Source organism: Actibacterium sp. 188UL27-1, from assembly GCF_016901225.1.
Taxonomy (GTDB): domain Bacteria; phylum Pseudomonadota; class Alphaproteobacteria; order Rhodobacterales; family Rhodobacteraceae; genus 188UL27-1.
In genome coordinates this window covers 124241-146615 of sequence record NZ_JAFEUL010000001.1, presented here as the reverse complement: position 1 = coordinate 146615, position 22375 = coordinate 124241, and the positions used below count along the sequence as shown (strand labels likewise).

The 22375-nt window shown below is 62.1% G+C and carries 25 protein-coding genes; 8 read left to right on the top strand and 17 right to left on the bottom strand.

The genetic code is table 11. The features are described from left to right. Positions 1–71 precede the first annotated feature (71 nt). Positions 72–1355: an FAD-binding oxidoreductase gene (locus IU397_RS00765; RefSeq protein WP_204409566.1), complete on the bottom strand. Its 1284-nt coding sequence runs from the start codon at positions 1353–1355 to the stop codon at positions 72–74. A 294-nt stretch (positions 1356–1649) separates the two neighbouring features. Here IU397_RS00765 and IU397_RS00760 point away from each other — a divergent pair, with 294 nt between their 5' ends. Then, positions 1650–2639 (top strand): ABC transporter substrate-binding protein, encoded by a 990-nt coding sequence (locus IU397_RS00760; RefSeq protein ID WP_204409564.1) that lies wholly within the window; start codon positions 1650–1652, stop codon positions 2637–2639. A 137-nt stretch (positions 2640–2776) separates the two neighbouring features. On the opposite strand, the gene IU397_RS00755 is transcribed toward IU397_RS00760, so the two are convergent. Then, positions 2777–3685 (bottom strand): LysR family transcriptional regulator, encoded by a 909-nt coding sequence (locus tag IU397_RS00755; protein WP_204409561.1) that lies wholly within the window; start codon positions 3683–3685, stop codon positions 2777–2779. Positions 3686–3799: 114 nt separating this feature from the next. On the opposite strand from IU397_RS00755, the gene IU397_RS00750 reads away from it, so the two are divergent. The 3 genes from IU397_RS00750 to IU397_RS00740 all read left to right on the top strand — a co-directional run bounded on the left by IU397_RS00750 (position 3800) and on the right by IU397_RS00740 (position 6296). After that, positions 3800–4729 carry a VOC family protein gene (locus IU397_RS00750; RefSeq protein WP_204409559.1) on the top strand — a complete coding sequence of 310 codons (930 nt, stop codon included), beginning with the start codon at positions 3800–3802 and terminating at the stop codon, positions 4727–4729. A 13-nt stretch (positions 4730–4742) separates the two neighbouring features. Then, on the top strand, positions 4743–5282 hold the full coding sequence (locus IU397_RS00745) for an alpha/beta hydrolase (protein WP_370541586.1): 540 nt from the start codon (positions 4743–4745) through the stop codon (positions 5280–5282). Positions 5283–5360: 78 nt separating this feature from the next. Next, positions 5361–6296, top strand: coding sequence for a pirin family protein (locus IU397_RS00740; protein WP_204409557.1), 936 nt, complete (start codon positions 5361–5363; stop codon positions 6294–6296). Here IU397_RS00740 and IU397_RS00735 read toward each other — a convergent pair. The 9 genes from IU397_RS00735 to aroA form a co-directional block, all read right to left on the bottom strand. Continuing rightward, positions 6277–6939, bottom strand: a complete 663-nt coding sequence (locus IU397_RS00735) for a phosphoribosylanthranilate isomerase (protein ID WP_204409555.1) — start codon at positions 6937–6939, stop codon at positions 6277–6279. The two genes, IU397_RS00740 and IU397_RS00735, sit on opposite strands and share 20 nt — an antisense overlap. A 5-nt stretch (positions 6940–6944) precedes the next feature. Next, positions 6945–7331, bottom strand: coding sequence for a lipopolysaccharide assembly protein LapA domain-containing protein (locus tag IU397_RS00730; RefSeq protein WP_204409553.1), 387 nt, complete (start codon positions 7329–7331; stop codon positions 6945–6947). A gap of 19 nt (positions 7332–7350) precedes the next feature. Continuing rightward, positions 7351–7632 (bottom strand): integration host factor subunit beta, encoded by a 282-nt coding sequence (gene ihfB / locus IU397_RS00725; protein WP_204409551.1) that lies wholly within the window; start codon positions 7630–7632, stop codon positions 7351–7353. A gap of 413 nt (positions 7633–8045) precedes the next feature. Next, positions 8046–9731: a 30S ribosomal protein S1 gene (gene rpsA, locus IU397_RS00720; protein WP_204409549.1), complete on the bottom strand. Its 1686-nt coding sequence runs from the start codon at positions 9729–9731 to the stop codon at positions 8046–8048. Between the two features lie 297 nt (positions 9732–10028). Then, the gene (locus tag IU397_RS00715) at positions 10029–10301 is read right to left on the bottom strand and encodes a hypothetical protein (RefSeq protein WP_204409547.1); all 273 of its coding nucleotides are present in this window, start codon (positions 10299–10301) and stop codon (positions 10029–10031) included. Positions 10302–10339: 38 nt separating this feature from the next. Then, complete coding sequence (locus tag IU397_RS00710; RefSeq protein WP_204409545.1) at positions 10340–10951, bottom strand: d(CMP) kinase; 612 nt, start codon at positions 10949–10951, stop codon at positions 10340–10342. 2 nt (positions 10952–10953) lie between these two features. Further along, positions 10954–11364 (bottom strand): GFA family protein, encoded by a 411-nt coding sequence (locus tag IU397_RS00705; RefSeq protein WP_204409543.1) that lies wholly within the window; start codon positions 11362–11364, stop codon positions 10954–10956. Beyond that, the gene (locus tag IU397_RS00700) at positions 11357–11860 is read right to left on the bottom strand and encodes a hypothetical protein (protein ID WP_204409541.1); all 504 of its coding nucleotides are present in this window, start codon (positions 11858–11860) and stop codon (positions 11357–11359) included. Before IU397_RS00700 ends, IU397_RS00705 begins: the two co-directional genes overlap by 8 nt. Before the next feature lie 42 nt (positions 11861–11902). Next, on the bottom strand, positions 11903–13255 hold the full coding sequence (gene aroA / locus IU397_RS00695; RefSeq protein WP_204409533.1) for a 3-phosphoshikimate 1-carboxyvinyltransferase: 1353 nt from the start codon (positions 13253–13255) through the stop codon (positions 11903–11905). 102 nt (positions 13256–13357) lie between these two features. Here aroA and IU397_RS00690 point away from each other — a divergent pair, with 102 nt between their 5' ends. Continuing rightward, positions 13358–14458 (top strand): serine hydrolase, encoded by a 1101-nt coding sequence (locus IU397_RS00690; protein WP_204409531.1) that lies wholly within the window; start codon positions 13358–13360, stop codon positions 14456–14458. Here IU397_RS00690 and IU397_RS00685 read toward each other — a convergent pair. Next, positions 14446–15159 (bottom strand): tRNA (guanosine(46)-N(7))-methyltransferase TrmB, encoded by a 714-nt coding sequence (locus tag IU397_RS00685; RefSeq protein WP_204409529.1) that lies wholly within the window; start codon positions 15157–15159, stop codon positions 14446–14448. The two genes, IU397_RS00690 and IU397_RS00685, sit on opposite strands and share 13 nt — an antisense overlap. A gap of 314 nt (positions 15160–15473) precedes the next feature. Between IU397_RS00685 and IU397_RS00680 the strand changes: the two genes are divergently transcribed. Together IU397_RS00680 and IU397_RS00675 are read left to right on the top strand one after the other, a co-directional pair. Beyond that, entirely contained in the window at positions 15474–15950 is a 477-nt protein-coding gene (locus IU397_RS00680) for a YcgN family cysteine cluster protein (RefSeq protein ID WP_204409527.1), read from the top strand. A 2-nt stretch (positions 15951–15952) separates the two neighbouring features. Then, on the top strand, positions 15953–16999 hold the full coding sequence (locus tag IU397_RS00675) for a low specificity L-threonine aldolase (protein ID WP_204409525.1): 1047 nt from the start codon (positions 15953–15955) through the stop codon (positions 16997–16999). Positions 17000–17241: 242 nt separating this feature from the next. On the opposite strand, the gene IU397_RS00670 is transcribed toward IU397_RS00675, so the two are convergent. Together IU397_RS00670 and IU397_RS00665 are read right to left on the bottom strand one after the other, a co-directional pair. After that, on the bottom strand, positions 17242–18030 hold the full coding sequence (locus IU397_RS00670; RefSeq protein WP_204409523.1) for an alpha/beta fold hydrolase: 789 nt from the start codon (positions 18028–18030) through the stop codon (positions 17242–17244). Then, positions 18027–18626 carry a 2-hydroxychromene-2-carboxylate isomerase gene (locus IU397_RS00665; RefSeq protein ID WP_204409521.1) on the bottom strand — a complete coding sequence of 200 codons (600 nt, stop codon included), beginning with the start codon at positions 18624–18626 and terminating at the stop codon, positions 18027–18029. The genes IU397_RS00670 and IU397_RS00665 overlap by 4 nt, the downstream gene beginning before the upstream one ends. Before the next feature lie 175 nt (positions 18627–18801). On the opposite strand from IU397_RS00665, the gene IU397_RS00660 reads away from it, so the two are divergent. Continuing rightward, a complete protein-coding gene (locus tag IU397_RS00660) occupies positions 18802–19812 on the top strand; it encodes a ribose-phosphate pyrophosphokinase (protein WP_204409519.1) in 1011 nt (336 codons plus the stop codon). A gap of 163 nt (positions 19813–19975) precedes the next feature. On the opposite strand, the gene IU397_RS00655 is transcribed toward IU397_RS00660, so the two are convergent. Genes IU397_RS00655 through IU397_RS00645 form a run of 3 tightly spaced genes read right to left on the bottom strand, consistent with a single transcriptional unit; the run spans position 19976 to position 22370 of the window. Further along, positions 19976–20389 carry a F0F1 ATP synthase subunit epsilon gene (locus IU397_RS00655; protein WP_204409517.1) on the bottom strand — a complete coding sequence of 138 codons (414 nt, stop codon included), beginning with the start codon at positions 20387–20389 and terminating at the stop codon, positions 19976–19978. Positions 20390–20391: 2 nt separating this feature from the next. Beyond that, positions 20392–21816, bottom strand: coding sequence for a F0F1 ATP synthase subunit beta (gene atpD / locus IU397_RS00650; protein ID WP_204409515.1), 1425 nt, complete (start codon positions 21814–21816; stop codon positions 20392–20394). 17 nt (positions 21817–21833) lie between these two features. Then, positions 21834–22370: a DUF2939 domain-containing protein gene (locus IU397_RS00645; protein ID WP_204409513.1), complete on the bottom strand. Its 537-nt coding sequence runs from the start codon at positions 22368–22370 to the stop codon at positions 21834–21836. Positions 22371–22375: the final 5 nt, after the last annotated feature.

The following is a 22375-nucleotide window of genomic DNA, read 5'->3' as shown; positions in this document are numbered from 1 at the left end:
CCAGCGCCTGCCCGGCCCAACGGGCGGCAGGCATCGCAAGATGCCGTACCGACAGGCGGGAGCCCCCCAGATCACATCTGCTCCAAACGGTCCCGCACACGCATCCACCCGACGGCCACGCGCTTTCCCATCAGCTGCACGGCGCGAAACGGAAGGCGCCGGATGGAAGAGACAGGAAAGGGCAGATCCCCCGCGGCAACGCCCAGCGCGCGATCAGCCAAGGCCTCTCCCATCACATGGGACATCGCAACACCGCGCCCGTTATATCCCAGCCCCGCAATCAAACCGGGCGCGGGCTCATGCAAATGCGGCAGGCGATCATCGGTCAGCGCAATGCGCCCTCCCCAGCGATGCCGCCAGTCCACACCGCACAAACCGGGATAGATCCGCGCCGCATCCCGGATCAGCCAGTCATGGCCCGTGACCACACCACCGCGCCCCATCTGCCCCAATCCCCCGAACACGATGCGATCATCGGGCTCTCGCCGGGCATACATGATCACCCGCCGCGTATCAGAGATCGTATGCCCCTCCGGCAGGATCGCCGGGATGCGATCCTCCGGCAACGGGTCGCTGGCAATCTGGATCGGCACCAGCGGCAACAGGCTCGACTGCAATCCGGGCCATAAACCATCCGTGTAGCCATTGGTGGCCAGGATCACCCAGGCAGAGGTCAGCCGCCCCCGCGGCGTCTCGGCCAGCCATCCGCCCGATCCCCGGTAAAGGCCCTCAACACGCGTGGCGCCAAAAATCCGGGCACCCGCGCCCTCCGCCACCCGCGCCAGACCCCGCACCAGGGATAGAGGATGGATCGCACCGCCTTGCGGGATCAACGTGCCACTGCTGTAGACCTGCGTGCCGGTCAAATGCCGCACATCCGCCGCGTCCAAGCTGCGCATCGTCGCGCCGCACTGGGTCCAGGCCACCACATTGGCACGCGACATCCGCGCCGCCCTGGCGCAGTGATCGACCCGCACCCACCCGTTCTGGCGCGCCTGGCAATCGATCTGATAGCGCCGGATCAAGGCAAACAGCGCATCGGCAGAGCCCAGCGAAACCTCGGTCAGCCGCTCAAAATACCGCGCCCCGACCAGGCGGCGCACCGCCTCGGGGCCATGGAACGGCAACATCGGGTTCACCTGCCCACCACTGCGCCCCGACGCGCCATGGCCCACATCGCCTGCATCAACGACGACGACGCGGGCCCCGCCTTCCGCCAGCTTCACGGCAGCGCGCAAACCGGTAAATCCGGCGCCAACAACCGTCACATCGCAGGACAGATCACCCTCCAGCGCCGGACGGGCTCCGGCCGGAACCGCCGTTTCAGACCACAGGCCCCGCTGCCCGTCAGACATCACCGCCTCCCAAATGCCAGGCCCATACAGACGCCCCTCCTGTCTCGATACTTACCGTAAAACCCGCTGCCTGATCTCAAAAATGCACAAAACGCCCATGTCATCCCCAACATTCCAAGATCCGGCAACTTTTCTTCAGCCATCCTGCAAACCGTTTGACTCCCTTTGGCCATGCTGCGTAGCGTTGCGCCGGTTGAGCAGTGGCTGGACTATTTCGAACCAAGGATTGGACTTACGATCTTGGCTTGCGGGCCCGTAAAAGCCACATACAACAGGTGAAACAGGGAGATAACCATGAAAAGAACACTCGCATCGCTGCTGGCAAGCGCGGCCATGACGCTGTCGGCCACAGCCACATTCGCACAAGAGGAAATCACCGTCGCGTATTTCCTCGAATGGCCATTGCCCATGCTGGCCGCCAAGGCAGACGGCACTTACGAAGAAGAGCTGGGCGTCACCATCAACTGGCGCGCCTTCGAAACCGGGACAGCCATGTCCGCCGCCATGGCCTCGGGCGATGTGCAGATCTCCGTCAGCCAGGGCGTGCCGCCCTTCGTGGTTGCGGCCTCCGCGGGTCAGGACATTCAGGTCGTCGATGTGGCCGTCAGCTATTCGGAAAACGACAACTGCGTCGTGGGCACCAACCTTGAGATCGACAAGGAAAACGCCAGCGAATTGTCAGGCAAGACCGTCGCCGTGCCGCTGGGCACCGCAGCCCATTACGGCTTCCTGCGCCAGATGGACCATTTCGGCGTTGACTTGGCCAGCCTGTCCGTTCTCAACATGGCACCACCCGAAGGAGCAGCCGCCTTGGCCCAGGGTCAGGTGGACTTCGCCTGCGGCTATGGCGGCGGCCTGGCCCGGATGAAAGAGCATGGCAATGTCCTGCTGACCGGAGCCGAAAAAGAAGAGCTGGGCATCCTCGTCTTCGATGTGACCTCGACCCCGGCGAATTTCGCGGCCGAAAACCCCGAATTGCTGTCCCAGTTCCTGGCCGTCACCGCCGCCTCGAATGACGCCTGGAATGCCGACCCGTCCGACGAAATGCTGGAAAAGATCGCCAAGGAATCGGGTATGGACATGGACGGTGCCCGCGCCTCGATCTCGACCATGACCTTCCCCAGCGCATCCGATCAGCTCAGCGACAAGTGGCTGGGCGGTGCCGCCCAGACCTTCATGAAAGGCGTGGCCGATGTGTTCGTCGAAGCGCAAAGCATCGACAGCGCCCTGCCCAGTTATGAAGATGCCGTGAACATCGCGCCGCTGACCGCCGCGGTCCAGTAACCCGACCAGGCGGTGCGGGACAGCCCCGCGCCGCCACCCATATCCAGCGTTCCTCCACTGACGGAACGGCGCGCGCGCCTCCCCCTTTCTTATTGGTAAAAATACTCCCGCCGGAGGCAAGAAACTATGCCAGCGGCTCAGCCAGGCACCATGCCCCGATCCTGCAAAGCTGTCTCGATAAACCGGGTAAAGGCACTCACCTTGGCAGGCAGCGCCTCATAGGGCGGATAGGTGACGGTCAGCCAGATCGGCGGCGCCTCCCACCCGGCCAGGACAGGCCGCAAGGTGCCGCGCTCCAGGGCGTCTTCCACCAGAAATCGCGGCAATAGGGTGATGCCCTCCCCCAATTCGGTCAGCCGCGCCAGGGTCTCCCCGTTGTTACAGGTCAGACACGGCGCCAGGGACACCTGATGCGACGTCCCGCCCTTTGAGAGCGTCCAGACGGTGCGACCGGTCCGCCCGCCGTAATGCAGGCAATTCCGTCGCGCCAAGGCGTCGGGGCGCTCCGGAGCGCCATGCTGCGCCAGATAGTCGGGCGACGCCACCAGCAGGCGCGGCACGGGGCAGATCTTGCGCCAGATCGTTGACTGATCGCTCGGCGGGCCAGAGATGCGCAAGGCCATGTCATATCCCTCCGCCGCGATATCGACCATCCGGTCCGACAGTTGCAGGTTCACTGCAACCGCCGGGTGCAGGATACGAAACTGCGCCATCGCCTCCGGCAGAAAACGCATGCCAAACGACAGCGGCGCGCTGACCCGCAAGGGCCCGGACAGGCCCACATGGCGTTCGCGCACCGCCGCGTCCGCCCCATCCAGCGCGGCCACCACCGGAGTGGTTTGCGTGCGATAAAGGCGCCCGGCTTCCGTCAGGGAGACTTTGCGCGTCGTCCGCAAGAACAATTGCACCCCAAGCCGCTCCTCCAACTCGGCAACATGCCGGGTGACGATTGTCGGCGACAGGTTCAGATGTCGCCCGGCCACCGCAAACCCACCATGATCGGCCACGGCAAGGAAGGTCCGGACATGTTCTATATGGCCACTCATATCATTTGATTACCACGTTTCACGCAATAATATCACGCGCTTTATCGCGGTTAACATTGGTGATCCTGCCATTATCTTATCGGCAACATGGTCCAACAGCCAAAGGATGCCGCGATGATCACCCAGATCAAAGGATTGCACCACGTCACCTCCATGGCGGGCAATGCCCAGGCCAACAATGCCTTCTTTACCAAGGTTTTGGGCCTGCGCCGGGTCAAGAAGACCGTCAACTTCGATGCCCCTGATGTCTATCACCTGTATTACGGGGATGCGGCGGGGACCCCCGGTTCGGTCATGACCTATTTCCCCTTTCCCGACATGCCCCGGGGACGCCCCGGCACGGGAGAGGTCGGCACGACCGTCTTTGCTGTCCCCGCGGGGACACTCGGATTTTGGCAGGAGCGGCTCACACAGGCCGCCGTGGCCAATCTGGCACATGATACATCCTTTGGGGTCAACCGTCTGAGCTTTGATGGCCCCGATGGGGATCATTTCGCCTTGGTCGAAGATGCCGATGACACCCGTCCCGGCTGGACCGGGAACGGGGTGCACGGGGATGTCGCGATCCGCGGTTTCCATTCTGCCAGCATGCGGTTGCGCGATGATGCCGCCTCGGCCGAATTGCTGAAATTCATGGGCTACCAGGAGATCGCGCGTGCGGGGACCGTCACCCGTTTTGCTGTCCCCTCGGGGACAGCCCGCATGATCGATATCGAAACCCTGCCCGATATGCCCCAAGCGGGTCAGGGGGCGGGATCCGTCCACCATATCGCCTTTGCGGTTGAGAACCGTGGTAAACAGCTGGAGGTGCGCCAGACGCTGATGGAGACCGGATACCAGGTGACCCCGGTGATCGACCGGGATTACTTCTGGGCGATTTACTTTCGCACCCCCGGCGGGGTGCTGTTTGAGATCGCCACCAACGAGCCTGGTTTTGACCGCGATGAAGACACCGCCCATCTGGGAGAGGCGTTGATGCTGCCGACCCAGCACGAGCACCTGCGCGGTCAGCTTGAAACGCTGCTGCCCCCCATCATCGACTGACGCGGAGGACGCAATGACCTATCATTTCGCCGAACGGAGGGGGGCGCCGAACGCGCCCACTCTCTTTACCTTTCACGGCACCGGCGGAGACAAGGGACAGTTCCACGATCTGGCCGGTCAATTACTGCCCGACGCGACGGTGATCAGCCCCCGCGAAGACGTGTCGGAACACGGAGCCAACCGCTTCTTTCGCCGCACCGGCGCAGGGATCTATGACATGGAGAATCTGGCACAGTGCAGCCGCGCCGTGGTGGACTTTATCACCGCCCATCGAGGCAACGGGCCCGTCCTGGCATTCGGCTATTCAAATGGGGCCAACATGTTGGGGTCTGTCATTCTACAACATCTAGACCTGGTAGATGCCGCCGCTTTGCTGCATCCCCTGATCCCCTGGCAGCCCGTCCCTCATCCCGGTCTGGCGAACAAACTAGTCCTGATCACTGCCGGGCGGCAGGATCCCATCTGCCCCGCCCCCCTGACGGAAGCGTTGGAGGCCTATTTCATGGCGCAGAAGGCGCATGTACAGACGGTCTGGCACCCGGGGGGTCCATGACCTCCGTCAATCTGAGATCAGCACGCTGGCAGCATTCCTGACCCGCACCGCGCAGGCACATCACAACGGAGCCCACCCATGAGTTGGAACCACACAATCGAGCCGCAATGCCCCGATGCGGGCAACCTGGATGCGATCGAGACGCTGATCGTCCCGCGCAGTCGTGATCTGGGCGGGTTTGAGGTGCGCCGCGCCCTGCCTGCTCCGAAACGGCAGATGGTCGGGCCGTTCATCTTTTTCGACCAGATGGGACCGGCGGAGTTTCTCACCGACCAGGGCATTGACGTGCGCCCGCATCCCCATATCGGGCTGGCCACGGTGACATACCTGTATCAGGGTGAGTTTCAGCACCGGGACAGTCTGGGCACCAACCAGATGATCTATCCGGGGGAGGTCAACTGGATGATCGCGGGCAACGGCGTCACCCATTCGGAACGGACCAGTGCCGAGACACGCCAAGGCGGCAGCAAACTGTTTGGCATCCAAACCTGGGTCGCCCTGCCCGAAAAGGACGAAGAGACCGCGGCCGGGTTTGAACATCACGGCGAGGCCGCCTTGCCCTTTATCGAAGGAGAAGACAAAGAAGTGCGTCTGATCATCGGCACGGCCTGGGGAGAGCGCGCGCCCACCAAGACTTTTAGCGAGATGTTCTATGCCGATGCGGTGCTCAAGGCCGGAGCCAGGATCCCCCTGCCCGACAACCATGAAGATCGCGGGGTCTATGTGGTGCAGGGCAGTGTTACCGTGGCGGGCGACACGTTCGCGGCCGGGCAGATGATGGTGTTTCGCCCCGGCGATGCCATCACGTTGACAGCGGGCGCACAGGGCGCGCGGCTGATGCTGCTGGGCGGAGAGACCCTGGGTGGGCCGCGCCATATCTGGTGGAACTTCGTGGCCTCGTCCAAGGACAAGATCGACGCCGCCAAGGAAGCCTGGCGCGCGGGCGATTGGGCCCATGGCCGGTTTCAACTGCCCCCGGACGACCGGGAGGAGTTCATTCCGCTGCCGGAATAGCGCCCCGCGCAGCCTCACAAAAGGCCCGGATCAGATCCGGGTCTTTCACACCGGGCGCCGATTCGACGCCGGATGACAGATCAACCTGCCGCGCGTCGGTCAGGTGCATGGCCTCGGCCACATTGTCGATGGTCAGCCCGCCAGCCAGCATCCAGGGTACAGGCCAGCGCCGCCCCGCGATCAGCCGCCAGTCAAAGGCCACGCCATTGCCGCCCAGTCGGTCGGCCCCCTCTGGCGGTTTGGCATCCACCAGCAACTGATCCGCCACCCGGGCATATCGATCCAGGGCAGGCAGGTCGCTTTCATCCCGAACGCCAAGGGCCTTCATCACCGGAAGGCCGTAGCGTTGCCGCACCTCCAACACGCGCTCCGGTGGTTCGTTTCCGTGAAGTTGCAGCATATCCAGCGGCACGGTCGCGGTCAGCCGGTCCAGAAAGGCGTTATCGGCATTGACGACCAACGCCACCTTGGCGATTCCGGCGGGAACTGCGATGGCCAACTGACTGGCCGCCTCCAACCCGATGTTGCGCGGCGATTTCGGGAAAAAGACAAAGCCCACGTAATTGGCGCGGGCCGCAGTGACCGCGGACACGTCCTCGGGTCGGGTCAACCCGCATATCTTGATCCGCACCGGGCGTGCCATGGCCGTCAACTGGCCTTGCGGTCGCTTTTGTCGAGGATGGCCAGAACCTCGTCCTTGCCTTCGCCCTGCGCCTCTTTGAGCTTCACGACTTCGCGTGCCAGGGTCTTGGCCTCTTTACCACGCTGGCGCATGGCAACGCGGTGTTTATGCTCCCGGAACCATTCCCACACAAAGCCCACCAACAGGCCCACGGCAATGCTTGCAAAGATCACCGCATAAAGCGGCAGTTCGATGGCCATGTTGTTCATGACCCAATCCGACCAGCCATAGGGCAGCGGAAAGGCCAGTTCGGCCGGCAGAAGCTTGAGCAGAACGATACGATTGTTCGCCAACGCAATGATGACCAGGCAGATCGCAAGGACTGCCAGGAACAGGTATTTCAGAAACCGCATGATCGAGCCCCCTAAAGGTTCACCCGCCGTTGAGTCGGTCGCGCAACAGCTTTCCTGTCTTGAAGAATGGCACGTGCTTTTCGTCAACTGCAACCGCTTCGCCGGTGCGTGGGTTGCGGCCTGTGCGCGCGTCCCGCTGTTTGACCGAGAATGCCCCGAAACCGCGCAGTTCGACGCGATCCCCGCGTGCCATGGCGTCGATGACCTCCTCAAAGATCGTGTTGACGATGCGTTCAACATCGCGCTGGTACAGATGTGGATTTTCTTCGGCGATCTTCTGTATCAGCTCAGATCGGATCATCGTGCATGTCCCCCCGGACGCCTCTCTTTGCAGGCGGCTCTCGTGTTTTTTGTATCACCGACTATATGACCAAATCCTGCTCCAAGGAATGATAAAGGCGTGGTGATTCACAGGAAATCCACAGCTAAATCCCTGATCCAAGACAAAAAAAGCGGCAAAGCGGAGCGATTTTCCGCGCAGTGCAAGCGCTTTGATCCTGCCCAAATGATTAACGCATCAACCGATTCGGGCAGAGCACGGTTGACCGCGCAAGGGTTGGCGTTGCCGATGTGGCAACAATGCGTCCGTTATCCATAGGATTGAGGCGGGGGTCACGGGCTCGCCCCTTGCGGGAATGTCGCGGCGGACCGGGACAAAGAAAAAGCCCGGAACCTTGCGGTCCGGGCTTTTCCACTTGCTGGTACCGATGGTGTTTATTCGTCGCCCTTAAGCGCCGCACCCAGAATGTCGCCGAGGGATGCGCCCGAGTCGGAGGAGCCATACTGTTCGACGGCTTCCTTCTCTTCGGCGATCTCGCGCGCCTTAATCGACAGACCCAGGCGGCGGGTCTTGGCGTCCATGTTGGTGACGCGCACGTCCAGCTTGTCGCCGACGCCGAACCGCTCGGGGCGCTGTTCGGCCCGGTCGCGAGACAGGTCGCTGCGGCGGATGAAGGATTTCATGCCTTCATACTCCACCTCGATCCCGCCATCCTCGATCGCGGTCACGCCGACGGTGATGATGTCACCGCGTTTGACGCCACCCACGGCTTCGGCGAATTTGTCACCGCCCAGGGCCTTGACGCTCAGGCTGATGCGCTCCTTCTCGACATCCACTTCGGTGACAACGGCATTGACGCTGTCGCCCTTGCGGTAGCCTTGGATCGCATCTTCGCCACGCTCGTCCCAGCTGAGGTCGGAGAGGTGGACCATACCGTCGATATCGCCGGGCAGACCGATGAACAGACCGAATTCGGTGATGTTCTTGACCTCGCCCTCGACCTGCGTGCCCTCGGGATGGGTCTCGGCAAACACTTCCCACGGGTTGCGCATGGTCTGCTTGAGACCAAGCGAGACGCGGCGCTTGGAGGTATCGATCTCCAGCACCATGACTTCCACTTCCTGGGAGGTCGACACGATCTTGCCCGGATGGACGTTCTTCTTGGTCCAGGACATTTCCGAGACGTGGACCAGACCTTCGACACCGGGCTCCAGTTCAACGAATGCACCGTAATCGGTGATGTTGGTGACACGGCCATGGTGGACGGAATCCAGCGGGTACTTGGATTCAACGGAATTCCACGGATCGTCCATCAGCTGCTTCATACCAAGGCTGATGCGGTGGGTTTCCTTGTTGATCTTGATGACCTGCACCTTGATCGTTTCACCGATTGTCAGGATCTCGGACGGGTGATTGACGCGGCGCCACGCCATGTCGGTGACGTGCAGCAGACCATCAACACCGCCCAAATCGACGAAGGCCCCGTATTCGGTGATGTTCTTGACGACACCATCGACGGCCTGGCCTTCCATCAGGTTGCCGATCACCTCGGCGCGCTGTTCGGCGCGGCTTTCTTCCAGGATGGCACGGCGGGAGACGACGATATTGCCCCGGCGGCGGTCCATCTTCAAAATCTGGAATGGCTGCTTCAGACCCATCAACGGGCCCGCATCGCGCACGGGGCGCACATCGACCTGGGAGCCAGGCAGGAACGCCACGGCGCCACCCAGATCCACGGTAAAGCCACCCTTCACACGGCTGAAGATCGCGCCTTCGACACGTTCCTCGTCGGCATAGGCTTTTTCCAGACGGTCCCAGGCTTCCTCGCGGCGGGCCTTGTCACGGCTGATGACAGCCTCGCCCCGGGCATTCTCAACCCGGTCCAGGAACACCTCGACCTCGTCACCCACTTCGATCTCGGGCGCCTCGCCAGGATTTGCGAATTCTTTCAGCTCGACACGGCCTTCCATCTTGTAGCCGACGTCGATGATGGCCTGGCCCGCTTCGATTGCGATCACCTTGCCTTTGACAACAGACCCTTCAGACCCTTCATCGGGCGTGTCAATCTCGAAGCTTTCTTGCAGGAGGGCTTCGAATTCCTCCATGGTTGCAGCTGACATATGTGTGTATCGGTCCTTCGGTTTCGATATTACTGGCCGCGCGGTTGTCTCCGCCGGTCTTTGGGTTGACGTTGGTCGATCATGGCGCATCCGGGGAACAAGAAAGGGTCGGTGTGACCCGACCCCATTCAGATTTTCCGCCGGTTCCTGTCCCGAAACTTCGACATCGGCGCGTATAGGCGATGACCCCCAGCAATGCAAGGGCCTTGCCGGTAAACCCGAAACAACGGGCAAACCCAACCCGCCCCCATCATGTGTCTTAAAATATCCCCGCCGGAGGCACGAAATCCAATTGCCCTACGGCGCAACCAAGTCCAGCGTCAGATAGGTATCGGCGGCATGCTTAATGGCCCAGTTGGCCTTCCAGATCCCATAGGTGTTCGACACGCGCAAGGTCAGCGGCGCATCACCGGCAGGCACGTCCAACGGCAGACTGGAACACCAATCGATCGTCGCCTGCACCACAAAGGGATTGCTGGGCACATCCAGCTCCAGCCGGGCGTTGCGTTTGATCAGACCCATCGGCGCGCCGTTCAGCATGATCCCATAGGGTCGTAGAATATCCGCCATTTGGGAGGGCCGCTTTATCCGCAAGATCCGCATCCGGCCTACCCCATAACCTGTTCGACAATCGCAATGGCGCCCGCAATGGCATCACCAATCGGCAGGCAGGACGTGTCCAGCAACACGGCATCATCCGCGGCATGCAGCGGCGCGGTGGACCGCCCGGCGTCACGGGCATCACGCTGGCGCAGATCCTGGGCCACACCCTCAAGCGTGACGTCATGGCCCTTGGCCGCCAGTTCCTCATAGCGCCGGGTGGCACGCACATCGTCGGTTGCGGTGACGAACAGTTTCACATCGGCATCCGGGCAAATCACCGTGCCGATATCGCGCCCATCCAGAACTGCACCCCCGGCCCGGCGGGCAAAGGCGCGCTGAAAATCCACCAGCGCCGTCCGCACCTGGGGGATGGCAGCCGCCTGGGAGGCAAAGCGCGCCACCTCTGCCGTGCGCAAGGCGTCTTCGGGGTGCAGGTCATCGGCAGTCAGGGCCTGGGCTGCCGCAATGGCGTCTGTCCCGCCGATAACCTGCCGCCCCACGGCCCGGTAAAGCAGCCCGGTATCAAGGTGGCCAAACCCGAAATGCGCGGCCAGAGCCCGGGCAATGGTCCCTTTTCCGGCGGCGGCAGGCCCGTCGATGGCGATGGTGAACGACATCTCTACCCCGGCACCTGGGTGGTCATGGTCTCATCATCGCCCTGAAACTGCGGCAAACCGTCATCCAGTGTATAATAGTCGCCCTTGTCGGCACAAAAGATGTGCCCGACCACGGCAAGCCCGGTTGGGCCGTCCAACCCTCCGGCAAAGATCGAGATATGGGTGCCCGGCCCGTCCCAGAACAGGTTCGAGCCACAGATGCCGCAAAACCCGCGCCGCGCCTCGGGCGAAGAGTGATACCAGGTGACCGCCCCCTCAATCCGCAGATCACCCCGCAGGGCCGAGGTCGCCGCCACATGGTGCCCGCTCGTCTTGCGGCATTGCTGGCAATGGCAGGCCACGACTGGGCGCAGCGGTCCGGTCACCCGATACCGCACCACGCCGCACAGGCATCCCCCCCATTGCTCAGGCATGTCGTGTCCTCCATTGCGCCAGTACCAACACCGCCAGGGAGGTGGCAAGGCTGGCAAATTTCGCCTGTGTCACCCAACTGACCGCTGCCACGGCCTCGGGCGAGGGTGCGACCACCCCCGATACCAATGCGACCAGCCTGACATTCTCCAACAGATCCAGCAATGCGGTGTTGGCCGCGATGGCCACGCAGACCCACCGCCACCAGACCCTGGTTTTCAACGCAAAGGCCGAAATCGTAACCGCAAGCAGGACGGGGATCACGGTATCAAGCGGGCGGACCCGGTGGATATAGATCTCTGCGCCTTCGGGCGGCAGCGCGGCCAGAAAGCGCTGCACCCACTCGGCAGAATAACCCAGAACCTGCAAATCCCACACGACAAAGCCACCGCTGAGAGACCAGACCAGATACACGAAATAACCTAGCGGCAGATAAACCGCATGCGTGACCCAGAACAGGATCCTGGCCGGGTCGCGGCGGGGCCTGGGTGATGGCATCGGTGTCATGGTGCGCTGGGCGTCGCGGTCATCGGGGCCGCGTCACGCATTGCTCCGCACAAGCTGCGCGCCCAGGCGGGTCATCAATGGCTCAAAGATCGGGAAAGAGGTCGCGATGGGCCCGGCATCATCGATCTTTACAGGCTTTTGCGCGCCCATACCGGCCACCATGAATGACATGGCAATCCGGTGGTCAAGATGCGCCTGACATGTGCCCCCGCCGGGCAGCCCCTTTTGACCCAGCCCATGGACGGACATGCTGTCTTCGGTCTCATCCACCGTGGCACCGCAGGCGCGCAGGCCCTGGGCCATCGCGTCGATCCGGTCGCTTTCCTTGACCCGCAATTCCTTGATCCCCGGCATATGGGTCACGCCTTCGGCAAAACAGGCCACGACCGACAGGACGGGATATTCATCGATCATCGAAGGGGCGCGGTCCGGCGGCACCTCGATCCCGGTCATCGCGGGGGAGAATTTGGCGCGCAGATCCGCGACCGGTTCGCCGCCGGTTTCGCGCTCGTTTTCATAGGTCAGGTCCGCGCCCATCTCGATCAGCGTGGTAAACAGCCCGGCGCGCGTGGGGTTCAGCCCAATATTGGGGACCAGCACGTCAGAACCTTCGGTGATCAAGGCGGCACAGACCGGGAAAGCGGCAGAGCTTGGGTCCCGCGGCACCACGATATCCTGCGGCATCAGTTCCGGCTGCCCGGTCAGGGTGATCACCCGGCCCTCTTCGGTCTCGTCCACGGTCAGTTCCGCACCAAACCCCCGCAGCATCCGCTCACTATGGTCTCGCGTCGCCTCTTGTTCGATCACCACGGTCTGGCCTGGCGCATTCAGCCCGGCCAGCAGCACCGCGGATTTCACCTGGGCCGAGGGCATGGGCGTCACATAGCGCACCGGCACCGGTGCCTCTGCACCCACCATCGTCAGGGGCAACCGCCCGCCAGAGCGCCCGACCGCCTGGGCCCCGAACAGTGTCAGCGGGTCAGTGATCCGCCCCATGGGCCGCTTGCACAGGGACGCGTCGCCGGTGAAGGTCGCCGTGATGGGCGACGTTGCCATGGCCCCCATGATCAGCCGCACGCCTGTGCCCGCATTGCCGCAATCGATGACCGTCTCAGGCTCTGCAAAGCCACCGACACCCACACCATGGACCGACCAGTCGCCGCCGCCCAGATCCGTCACCTCGGCCCCAAAGGCGCGCATGGCGCGGGCCGTGTCCAGCACATCCTCGCCTTCCAGCAGGCCGCTGATCCGCGTCTCCCCCACGGTCAACGCGCCCAGGATCAGCGACCGGTGCGAGATCGATTTGTCACCGGGCACATCCGCCGTCCCGTTGAGCGGTCCGGCCGGGCGGGAGGTCATGGGAATGGGCGTGCCGTGGCCGGACATGGCGGTCTCTCCTGAACAGTTAGCGCTCGCTTAGCGGATCGTGTCAGGGGGGTCCAGCGCCGCTCCGCCGATCCCCTTGGCGGCGGCCAGGGCGGTGCCCATATGCTGGGGATGACAGTTTCACGCCTTTCGCGCCGTGCCACCCTTGCGGGCCTCGCCAGCACCGCCGCCTTGCCCACCATGGCCGCTACCACCGACCTACAACAGATGGCGGCGGATCTGCGCGGAAAGTTCCGCGTCCCGGGTCTGGTCCTGGCCACGGGCATGCGAGACGCTGTCGAGATTGCCCCGGCTGGCATCCTGGCAAAAGGGGCCGAGGTGCCGGTGACCCGGGACCACCTCTGGCATATCGGTTCCATCACCAAATCCATGACCGCAACCCTAGTGGCCCGCCTCGCCGCCGCCGGACAGTTGCACCTGTCCGATACGGTCCGCCAGCACCTAACCGGCGTGATCGACACCCATCCGGGTTACGCGGATATCACCCTGCGCGCTCTCTTGGACCACCGCGGTGGCCTGCCCCCGCATATCGACCTGCCCACGGCGCAATCCCTCGTCGGGACCTACCAGACCCGCCAGGATATTCGCGCGGACCGCGCCGCCTATGCCGCCAATGCCGCTGCCAATCCACCTAACCCCCAGATCACCTATTCCAATGCGGGCTACGTCCTGGCCGGGCTGATCTGCGAAACAGTGACCGACACACCATGGGAAACACTGCTGCGAGAGGAGGTGTTTACCCCCCTCGGCATCACCTCGGCCGGGTTTGGCCCGCCGGGCCTGGCCGCCCCCGAAAGCCAACCCTGGGGACATGGCGTCACATTCATGGGCCGGTACCGCGCCATGCCCCCCGGCCCGGCGGCTGACAATGTGCCCGCCCTGGGCCCCGCAGGGACGGTGCATATCGGCCCCGCCGACCTGATCCGCTACCTCCAGGCCCATGCCGCGCGGGACGAAGCCTTCCTCCCCGCCCCGTATTGGGAGGCGCTGCACGAACCCGTCGCCGGGGCGGATTATGCCTGTGGTTGGGTGGTGGAGGGCGATATCCGCCACCATAACGGCTCCAACACGATGTGGTACGCCGTGGCCGGGTTCGACCGGATGACGGGGCAAACCGCAGCGATCCTGACCAATAGCGGCGCCTACAGGCGGCTCTACCAACCGGGCCAAGATGCGCTGATGGCGCTGCTTCAGACCCGCTGAAAGGTCAGATAATGGGGCCGCCGCCCCTCGCGCAGCGCTTTCTGCTCATAACGGGTGGAATGCCAATCATCCCACGGTGCCCGCCAATCCCCCGGCCGCTCAGCCAGCCAGCGAAACCCATGGCGCGGCACCTGTTCCAGGGTCTGGCGCACGTAATCCTCGATATCCGTGGCCACCCGCAAGATGGCCCCCGGTGCCATCACCCGCGCCAAAGGCTCCAGATGCTCCGGCGTCACGAAACGACGCCGGTGATGGCGCGCCTTGGGCCAGGGATCGGGATACAGCAGAAACGCCCGCGCGATCGAACCGTCAGGCAATACATCGAACAGGTCGCGCGCATCGCCGGGATGGACCGCCACATTGTCCACCCCCGCTTGCCGGATCTTGCCCAGCAACATCGCGACCCCGTTGATGAAGGGCTCACAGCCGATGATCCCGACATCCGGGTTCAACGCGGCCTGGTGCACCATATGCTCCCCGCCGCCAAATCCGATCTCCAACCAGACGGGCCGCCCGCCGAACAGCCCCTCCATATCCAGCGGCACCCGCTCGGGGTTCTCCTCCCAGTCAACCGCGCCCGGCGACAACGCCGTCAGATCTTCGGCCAAATAGCCACGCTGACTGTCGCGCAAGGTCTTTCCCGCCTTGCGCCCATAGAAGTTGCGCCACGGCGCCCCTTTCGGAGAAACTCTATCTGCCATGCCCGCCTTCTCCCAACCGCGCCGCAAAAGATCAACCGGAACGCTTTGCCTCGGAGCCGCCCTCGCTTGAGCCAGACAGGATGTGTCCTGGCAGCGCTGTCTAGATAAATCGCGGAGGGTCCACGCAGTGGAAACCGCTATTTTTCTTGATGGCGATGACAGGATGCATCAGGGCAGGATCAGGCGAGGGTGGATCAGCGGCAAAACGTGTTTTGCCTTGGAGAGTCTGAAGCGCCTCTGTTTACAACCACCCGCGCATCCATGCCGCACCACCCACTCTTTCCCTCCTATACAACACCCCATACTGTCGCCAAATGACACCCAAAGACCCCATAGACCGCACCGGCCTGCGCGACCGTTACTGGGAACGGGTGCCCCTGAAAAACATGACGCCCCGGGAATGGGAAGCGCTGTGTGACGGCTGCGGCAAATGCTGCCTGAACAAGCTAGAGGACCCGGATACCGAGGAGGTCGCCTTCACCCGTGTCGCCTGCCGCCTTCTGGATGATGAAAGCTGCCGCTGCGCCCAATACGACATCCGCCATCAATTCGTCCCGGAATGCGTAACACTGTCGCCCAAGAATATCGACCGGATCGCCTATTGGATGCCCGCCACCTGCGCCTATCGTCTGCTGCACCAGGGCACGCCGCTTTACGACTGGCATCCGCTGATTTCAGGTACGGCACAGTCCGTCCACGACGCAGGCATGTCGGTCCAGGGCTGGACGGTGCCGGAATTCGAGGTGGATGAAGAAGACTGGGAAGACCACATCGTTGAAGGGATCCTCTGATCATGATTTTCGCGTCCGACAATACCGGCCCCACCCATCCGAATGTGCTGCAAGCCGTGGTTGAGGCCAATGCCGGTCACACCACGCCCTACGGTGCCGATCACCTGATGGAACAGGTCACCCAGCGCCTGCGCGATGTATTCGAGGCACCGCAGGCCGCCATCTACCTCGTCAGCACCGGCACCGCCGCCAATGCGATCACGCTGGCCTGCCAAACCCAGCCCTATCAGACGGTCTTCTGCTCGGATGTGGCCCATATCCACGAGGATGAATGCGGGGCCCCCGAATTCTTTACCGGCGGCGCGAAACTGACGCTTATTCCTAACGACGATGGCAAGATGACCCCGGCGGGCCTGCGCACAGCGATCGAGGGAGAGGAAAACCGCGGCGTCCACGGCCTGCAGCGCGGTCCTGTCTCGATCACCCAGGCCACGGAAAAGGGCACGGTCTACACCCTGGACGAGATCCGGGCGATCACCGACATCGCCCGCGAATATGCCCTACCCACACAGATGGACGGGGCGCGTTTCGCCAATGCCCTGGTCACCCTCGGTTGCACCCCAGCAGAGATGACCTGGCGCGCGGGCATCGATGCGGTCAGTTTTGGCGGCACGAAAAACGGCCTGATGGGGGTGGAGGCGGTGATCCTCCTTGACTCGGAAAAAGCCTGGGAATTCGAATTGCGCCGCAAACGGGCGGGTCACCTGATCTCGAAACACCGCTACATGTCAGCCCAGATGGGGGCCTACCTGAAAGACGACCTCTGGCTTGACATGGCCCGTGCCGCCAACACAGCCTGTAACAGCCTGACCCGCGGTCTGAAACAGAACCCCGATGTAACGCTCCACTTTGAGCCGCGCGCGAACATTATCTTCGCCGCCTGGCCCCGCGCCATCCACCGCAAGCTCCATGATGCCGGCGCCTATTACTATATCCTCGATGGCGGTCTCGACGGCCCGGGTGACGCGCCTCTCACCGCCCGTCTGGTCTGCGACTGGTCCGCGGATGAGGCCAAGGTCAGCGCGTTCCTCGCTAAAATGACGGCTTAGCCTTTCCCTGCTCCCAACCCAAGGGACCAAACCGATCTCTGTTTTGGTGAGCCTGAAGCCTCTACCAAAATCAAAACAGGAATAATGCGGGCGCAGCCCGCGCCGCCGGATCACGCATCCAACTGATCCCACGATGGGACGTAAATCCTAACAGATCGCCAATATATCGTGCGGACCAGCCGCATCGCGTATGTATGGGATATGCATGGTTTGTGTATGCCATGTACAGACGCGTTTTGGGGCTATGACGCCTCCTGGATCAAAGCCCGCACCGCGCCAGCCACTTCCCCCGCATGGGTCAGCGGAACCATGTGGCCCGCCCCCGGAACCCTCAGTCGGCTGGTTCGAGGCAACCGGGCCGCGAACACGTCCAAAATCGCCGAAATCACAGGTGGGCTCTCTTCACCCTCGACCAAAAGCACCGGAATATCCATTTTTTCCAGCGCATTAGCAGCCAGAACGCCCCCCGGATCGTCATAAAGGCCCGGAGCTTGCTCCGGAATAAGGTGGATGCGCGCGGCCAAGGCGTCTCGCTGCGCATCAGACAGATCGGACCAAGGGGTGCCATCCCCCCAAAGCTCGGTGAACACTTGGGCGGCCCGCTCCATGTCACCGGCGTTAAACGCCTGTTCAAACGGCAAAAAATCGGCGCTATGCCTCTCAAAATCCACCGTTCCCGCAACGGCCGCAAAGTAAACCGGCTCGATCAACGTCAGGCTCTTGGCCAGATGCGGATGCTGAACGGCCAGGCGCAAAACCACCGACGCACCATAGGAATGGCCAAGCAGATGGGCGGGCTGCCCGTCGAGCAGCGCCAAAGCCTCGTCCACGCAAACCGTCTGGTAATCCCCGCCCGCCCAATCGGGCGACCGTCCATGGCCCGGCAGATCAAAGACGCGAAAGGTCAACAGATCCCGCAAATGCCCACCCAAACCGCGCCAGGCCCCGGAATGGGCCAACGCGCAATGGATCGCAAGCGCCGGTTCGGTACCGCTCCCGAAAGATGTGTGAAAACAGCGCGCTGCCGTCACAGCTTCCCCGATAGATACAGATCCAGATCAGCCAGACGATCCTGTCCCCAGAACCGCTGATCCGTATCGGTGACGTAGAATGGCGCGCCAAAAACCCCACGCTCGACCGCCTCTTCGAGGTTGGCGCCATAGGTCTCGGCCCCGCTCAACAAACCGCTATCTGCCAGGGCCGGATCAAACCCGGCAGCAGACAAACAATCGCGGATCACACCATCCTCCGCCACGTCCTTTTCCTCGGCCCAGCAGGCCCTGGTCAAGCTGGATACGAGTGCGGCCAGATCCCCACCCCCCGCCGCTTGCGCGGCCACAATGGCATAGGACGATGGCGCGGGGTTCGTGGGCCAATGCGCCGGTTTCAAGTTCAGGGGCTTGCCCACACGCTTGGCCCGACGTTCCATATCCTGCAGCCGATACTCTTGCCGGTTCGGATGCCGATCCTTCGGAGGCGTCCCACCGGTGCGTGCGAATAATCCCATAATATCCATGGGTTTATAGGTAATGGTCGCCCCATGCCGCCTTGCGATTTCTTCCAACTCTGTCCCGGCAAGATACGTGAACGGCGAAATCGTCGCAAAGAAGTAATCGATGTGGGCCATGGGATCCTCCGGCACAGCAGTTTTCGCACGCACCCTACGGTGCTGTCCTATCAGTGAAAAGATAGTGTTTTTGTTGCCCAAACAACGAGAAGGGCTGTTCCTTTTCCGGGCCAACTGGGCTAGGCCGCGGGCGTGTCACTGTACCGTTACATCCCCGGCCGCGAGGAGCCTGCCGATGCCCGATTTGACCCAACCCAAAATGATCTCCGGCAATGCAAACAGGCCATTGGCGAGCGCCATTGCCCGGCGAATGAGCATGCATCGGGGCCGCACTGTAGATCTGGTCGATGCGCGCATCGAACGGTTCAATGACCAAGAGATCTTTGTGGAGGTGTTCGAGAATGTCCGGGGCGAGGACATGTTCATCATTCAGCCCACATCGAACCCGGCCAATGACAATCTAATGGAGCTTTTGATCATGACCGACGCGCTGCGCCGGTCCTCTGCTGCGCGTATCACGGCTGTGATCCCCTATTTCGGCTATGCCCGCCAGGATCGCCGGACCAAGGCGCGCACACCCATTTCCTCCAAGCTGGTCGCCAATATGATCGTGTCTGCGGGGATCGAGCGGGTGTTGACCATGGATCTGCACGCCGCCCAGATCCAAGGCTTCTTTGATATACCAGTGGATAACCTCTATGCCTCACCGATTTTTGCACTGGATATTCAACACGCCTTCAGGGACCGATTGGATCAGATCACTGTCGTATCCCCCGATGTGGGCGGCGTGGCGCGCGCCCGCGAATTGGCCCAACGGATCGGCTGCGCCCTGGCAATCGTCGATAAACGCCGCGAAAAGGCGGGTGAAGTGGCCGAAATGACCGTGATTGGCGATGTGCAGGAAAAGATCTGCCTGATCGTGGACGATATCTGTGACACGGCGGGCACCCTTTGCAAAGCAGCTGAAGTCCTGAAGGAAGGCGGCGCCAAAGAGGTGCATTCCTACATCTCCCACGGCGTTCTGTCTGGCCCCGCAGTCGGACGGATCTCGAAATCGGTCATGAAAAGCCTGGTGATCACCGACTCCATCGAGCCCACAGATGCCGTCAAAAATGCACCTAATATCCGGATCATACCGACCGCCCCGATCTTTGCGCAGGCGATCACGAATATCTGGAACGGCACCTCGGTTTCATCCCTGTTCAGTCACGAAACGCTCACTGCCATCTACGAAGGCACGTATTAAATCTACATCTATTATGTGTTCGGAAATATCCCCGCCAGAGGCAAAATCTCATACCGATGCAGAAGAATTCTGTACCTCCGGTGGGGATATTTCCCAACACATAAAGAAAAAAGCCGCCGCGTCACTGGGACGGGCGACCTTTGTTTAAGCTAAGGTTGTGTTCCTAAGGCAGCGTGACGGACATTCCCAATTCGGTGGCCAAAGCGCCTATATCGGCGAGCTGCTTGGCCATGTCGTCCTTTTGCTCAACCGCCGCGTTGTCGCGCGCATCGGCGGCGTTCCTGACCATGGTGTCCAGAATATCCTGGGTAACGTCATCGGCGGGCATAGCCATTTCAGCGAGGACCGAGGTACCGGAGGCCGTGATTTCGGCAAAACCACCCGTTACTGCATAGCGGGAAGCCCCTTCTGGCGCAGTCACCGTCAAGATACCCGGGCGCAAGGTCGTAATGAGCGGCGCATGGTCCGGCATCGCCGTCATATCGCCATCGCTGCCGGGGATCTGAACCTCTGTCGCCTGGAGTGAGGCAAGACTCCGCTCCGGACTGACCAGGTCGAATTGCATCGTATCGGCCATTGTCAGGCGGCCTCCGCGGCCATTTTCTGAGCCTTGGCCTTCACCTCATCGATCCCGCCGACCATGTAGAAAGCGGCTTCGGGCAGGTGGTCATATTCACCCGCAACCACGGCCTTGAACGAGGTGATCGTATCTTCGAGCGGTACCTGAACGCCGGGTGAGCCAGTGAAGACCTCTGCCACGTCGAAGGGCTGGCTGAGGAAGCGCTGGATCTTGCGGGCGCGGGCCACGGTCAGCTTGTCCTCTTCACTCAGTTCGTCCATGCCGAGGATCGCGATGATATCCTGGAGTGATTTATAGCGCTGCAGGATACCCTGGACATCACGGGCCACCTGGTAGTGGTCGTCGCCCACAACCTGTGGATCGAGGATCCGGCTGGTCGAATCGAGCGGATCCACCGCCGGATAAATCCCAAGCTCGGAAATGGCCCGGTTCAACACCGTGGTCGCATCAAGGTGAGCAAAGGACGTGGCCGGTGCCGGGTCGGTCAAGTCATCGGCCGGTACGTAGATGGCCTGCACCGAGGTGATGGAGCCCGATTTAGTCGAGGTAATCCGCTCCTGCAGAGCGCCCATATCAGTGGCCAGCGTCGGCTGATAGCCCACAGCGGAAGGGATCCGTCCCAGAAGGGCGGACACTTCGGAGCCAGCTTGCGTGAAGCGGAAGATATTGTCGACGAAGAACAAAACGTCGGTTCCGGACTGGTCGCGGAACTGTTCTGCCATGGTCAGGCCGGACAGGGCGACGCGAGCGCGGGCACCGGGAGGCTCGTTCATCTGGCCATAAACCAGGGCCACCTTACTTTCGTCCAGCTTTTCTTCGTTGATCACGCCGGACTCGATGAATTCATAGTACAGGTCATTGCCTTCGCGGGTCCGCTCACCCACGCCAGCGAACACCGAATATCCAGAATGCACCTTTGCGATATTGTTGATCAGTTCCTGGATCAACACGGTCTTGCCCACACCGGCACCGCCAAAGAGGCCGATCTTACCACCCTTGGAGTATGGCGCGAGCAGGTCGATAACCTTGATACCCGTCACCAGGATCGAGCTTTCGGTAGACTGTTCGGCAAATTCGGGCGCTTCCGCATGGATCGGGCGGGTTTCCGTCGCTTCAACGGAGCCTTTTTCATCCACAGGCTCGCCGATGACATTCATGATCCGGCCCAGGGTCGCATTGCCCACAGGCACCGAGATCGGCTTGCCGGTATCGGTGACCACGGCGCTGCGCACCAAGCCTTCGGTCGCGTCCATGGCAATGGCGCGGATGGTGTTCTCACCCAGATGCTGGGCCACTTCAAGCACCAGACGCTTGCCGTTATTGTCGGTTTCCAGCGCATTCAAGATCTCTGGCAGGGCATCCTCAAACTGGACGTCCACGACCGCGCCGATGATCTGGGTCACCTTGCCCTTTGCATTTGCCATTTTTTGACTCTCCGGGTCTAGCTTGTCAGGCCCGACAACACGCTGTCGGGAAGTTGTATACGGACCAGGGGCCATGACAGGCCCCGGCGTTCGAAAAAGAGATGCGCTTCGCCGTCCCTAACCTTGTCACTTGTCAGAGTCACGACGAACTCGTCATGGGACCGAAAAAAGGCCCAGGTCACATGGGCCACTGGATCTCGTGCGACGTCTTCGGCTGCATCCGTCTCACCACCGCGGCGGCTTTTGACGGAGGCCGCGCGCTGGCTGAGGGCGGCGACATTATCCGGTGTCACCATGGCATCCAGAACACCCGACACGACCGAACCACCCAAGGCGCCGATCAGTATGGATTTCGCGTCATTGCCACCCCCATCGGCCAAGGCAGCACTGATATCGGTGCTGAGTGAGGCGCGCACGCTGTCCCAATCCACGTTGCGTTCCAGGGCTGCACGGTCACCCGTCTTAACGGCTTGCGCCAGGGCATAGGCCGACCAGTAAGGCAGCGCCACAAAGCCCAGAAAGGCAAAGGCGAATATGGCCAACAGCTTGCGCATCAAGG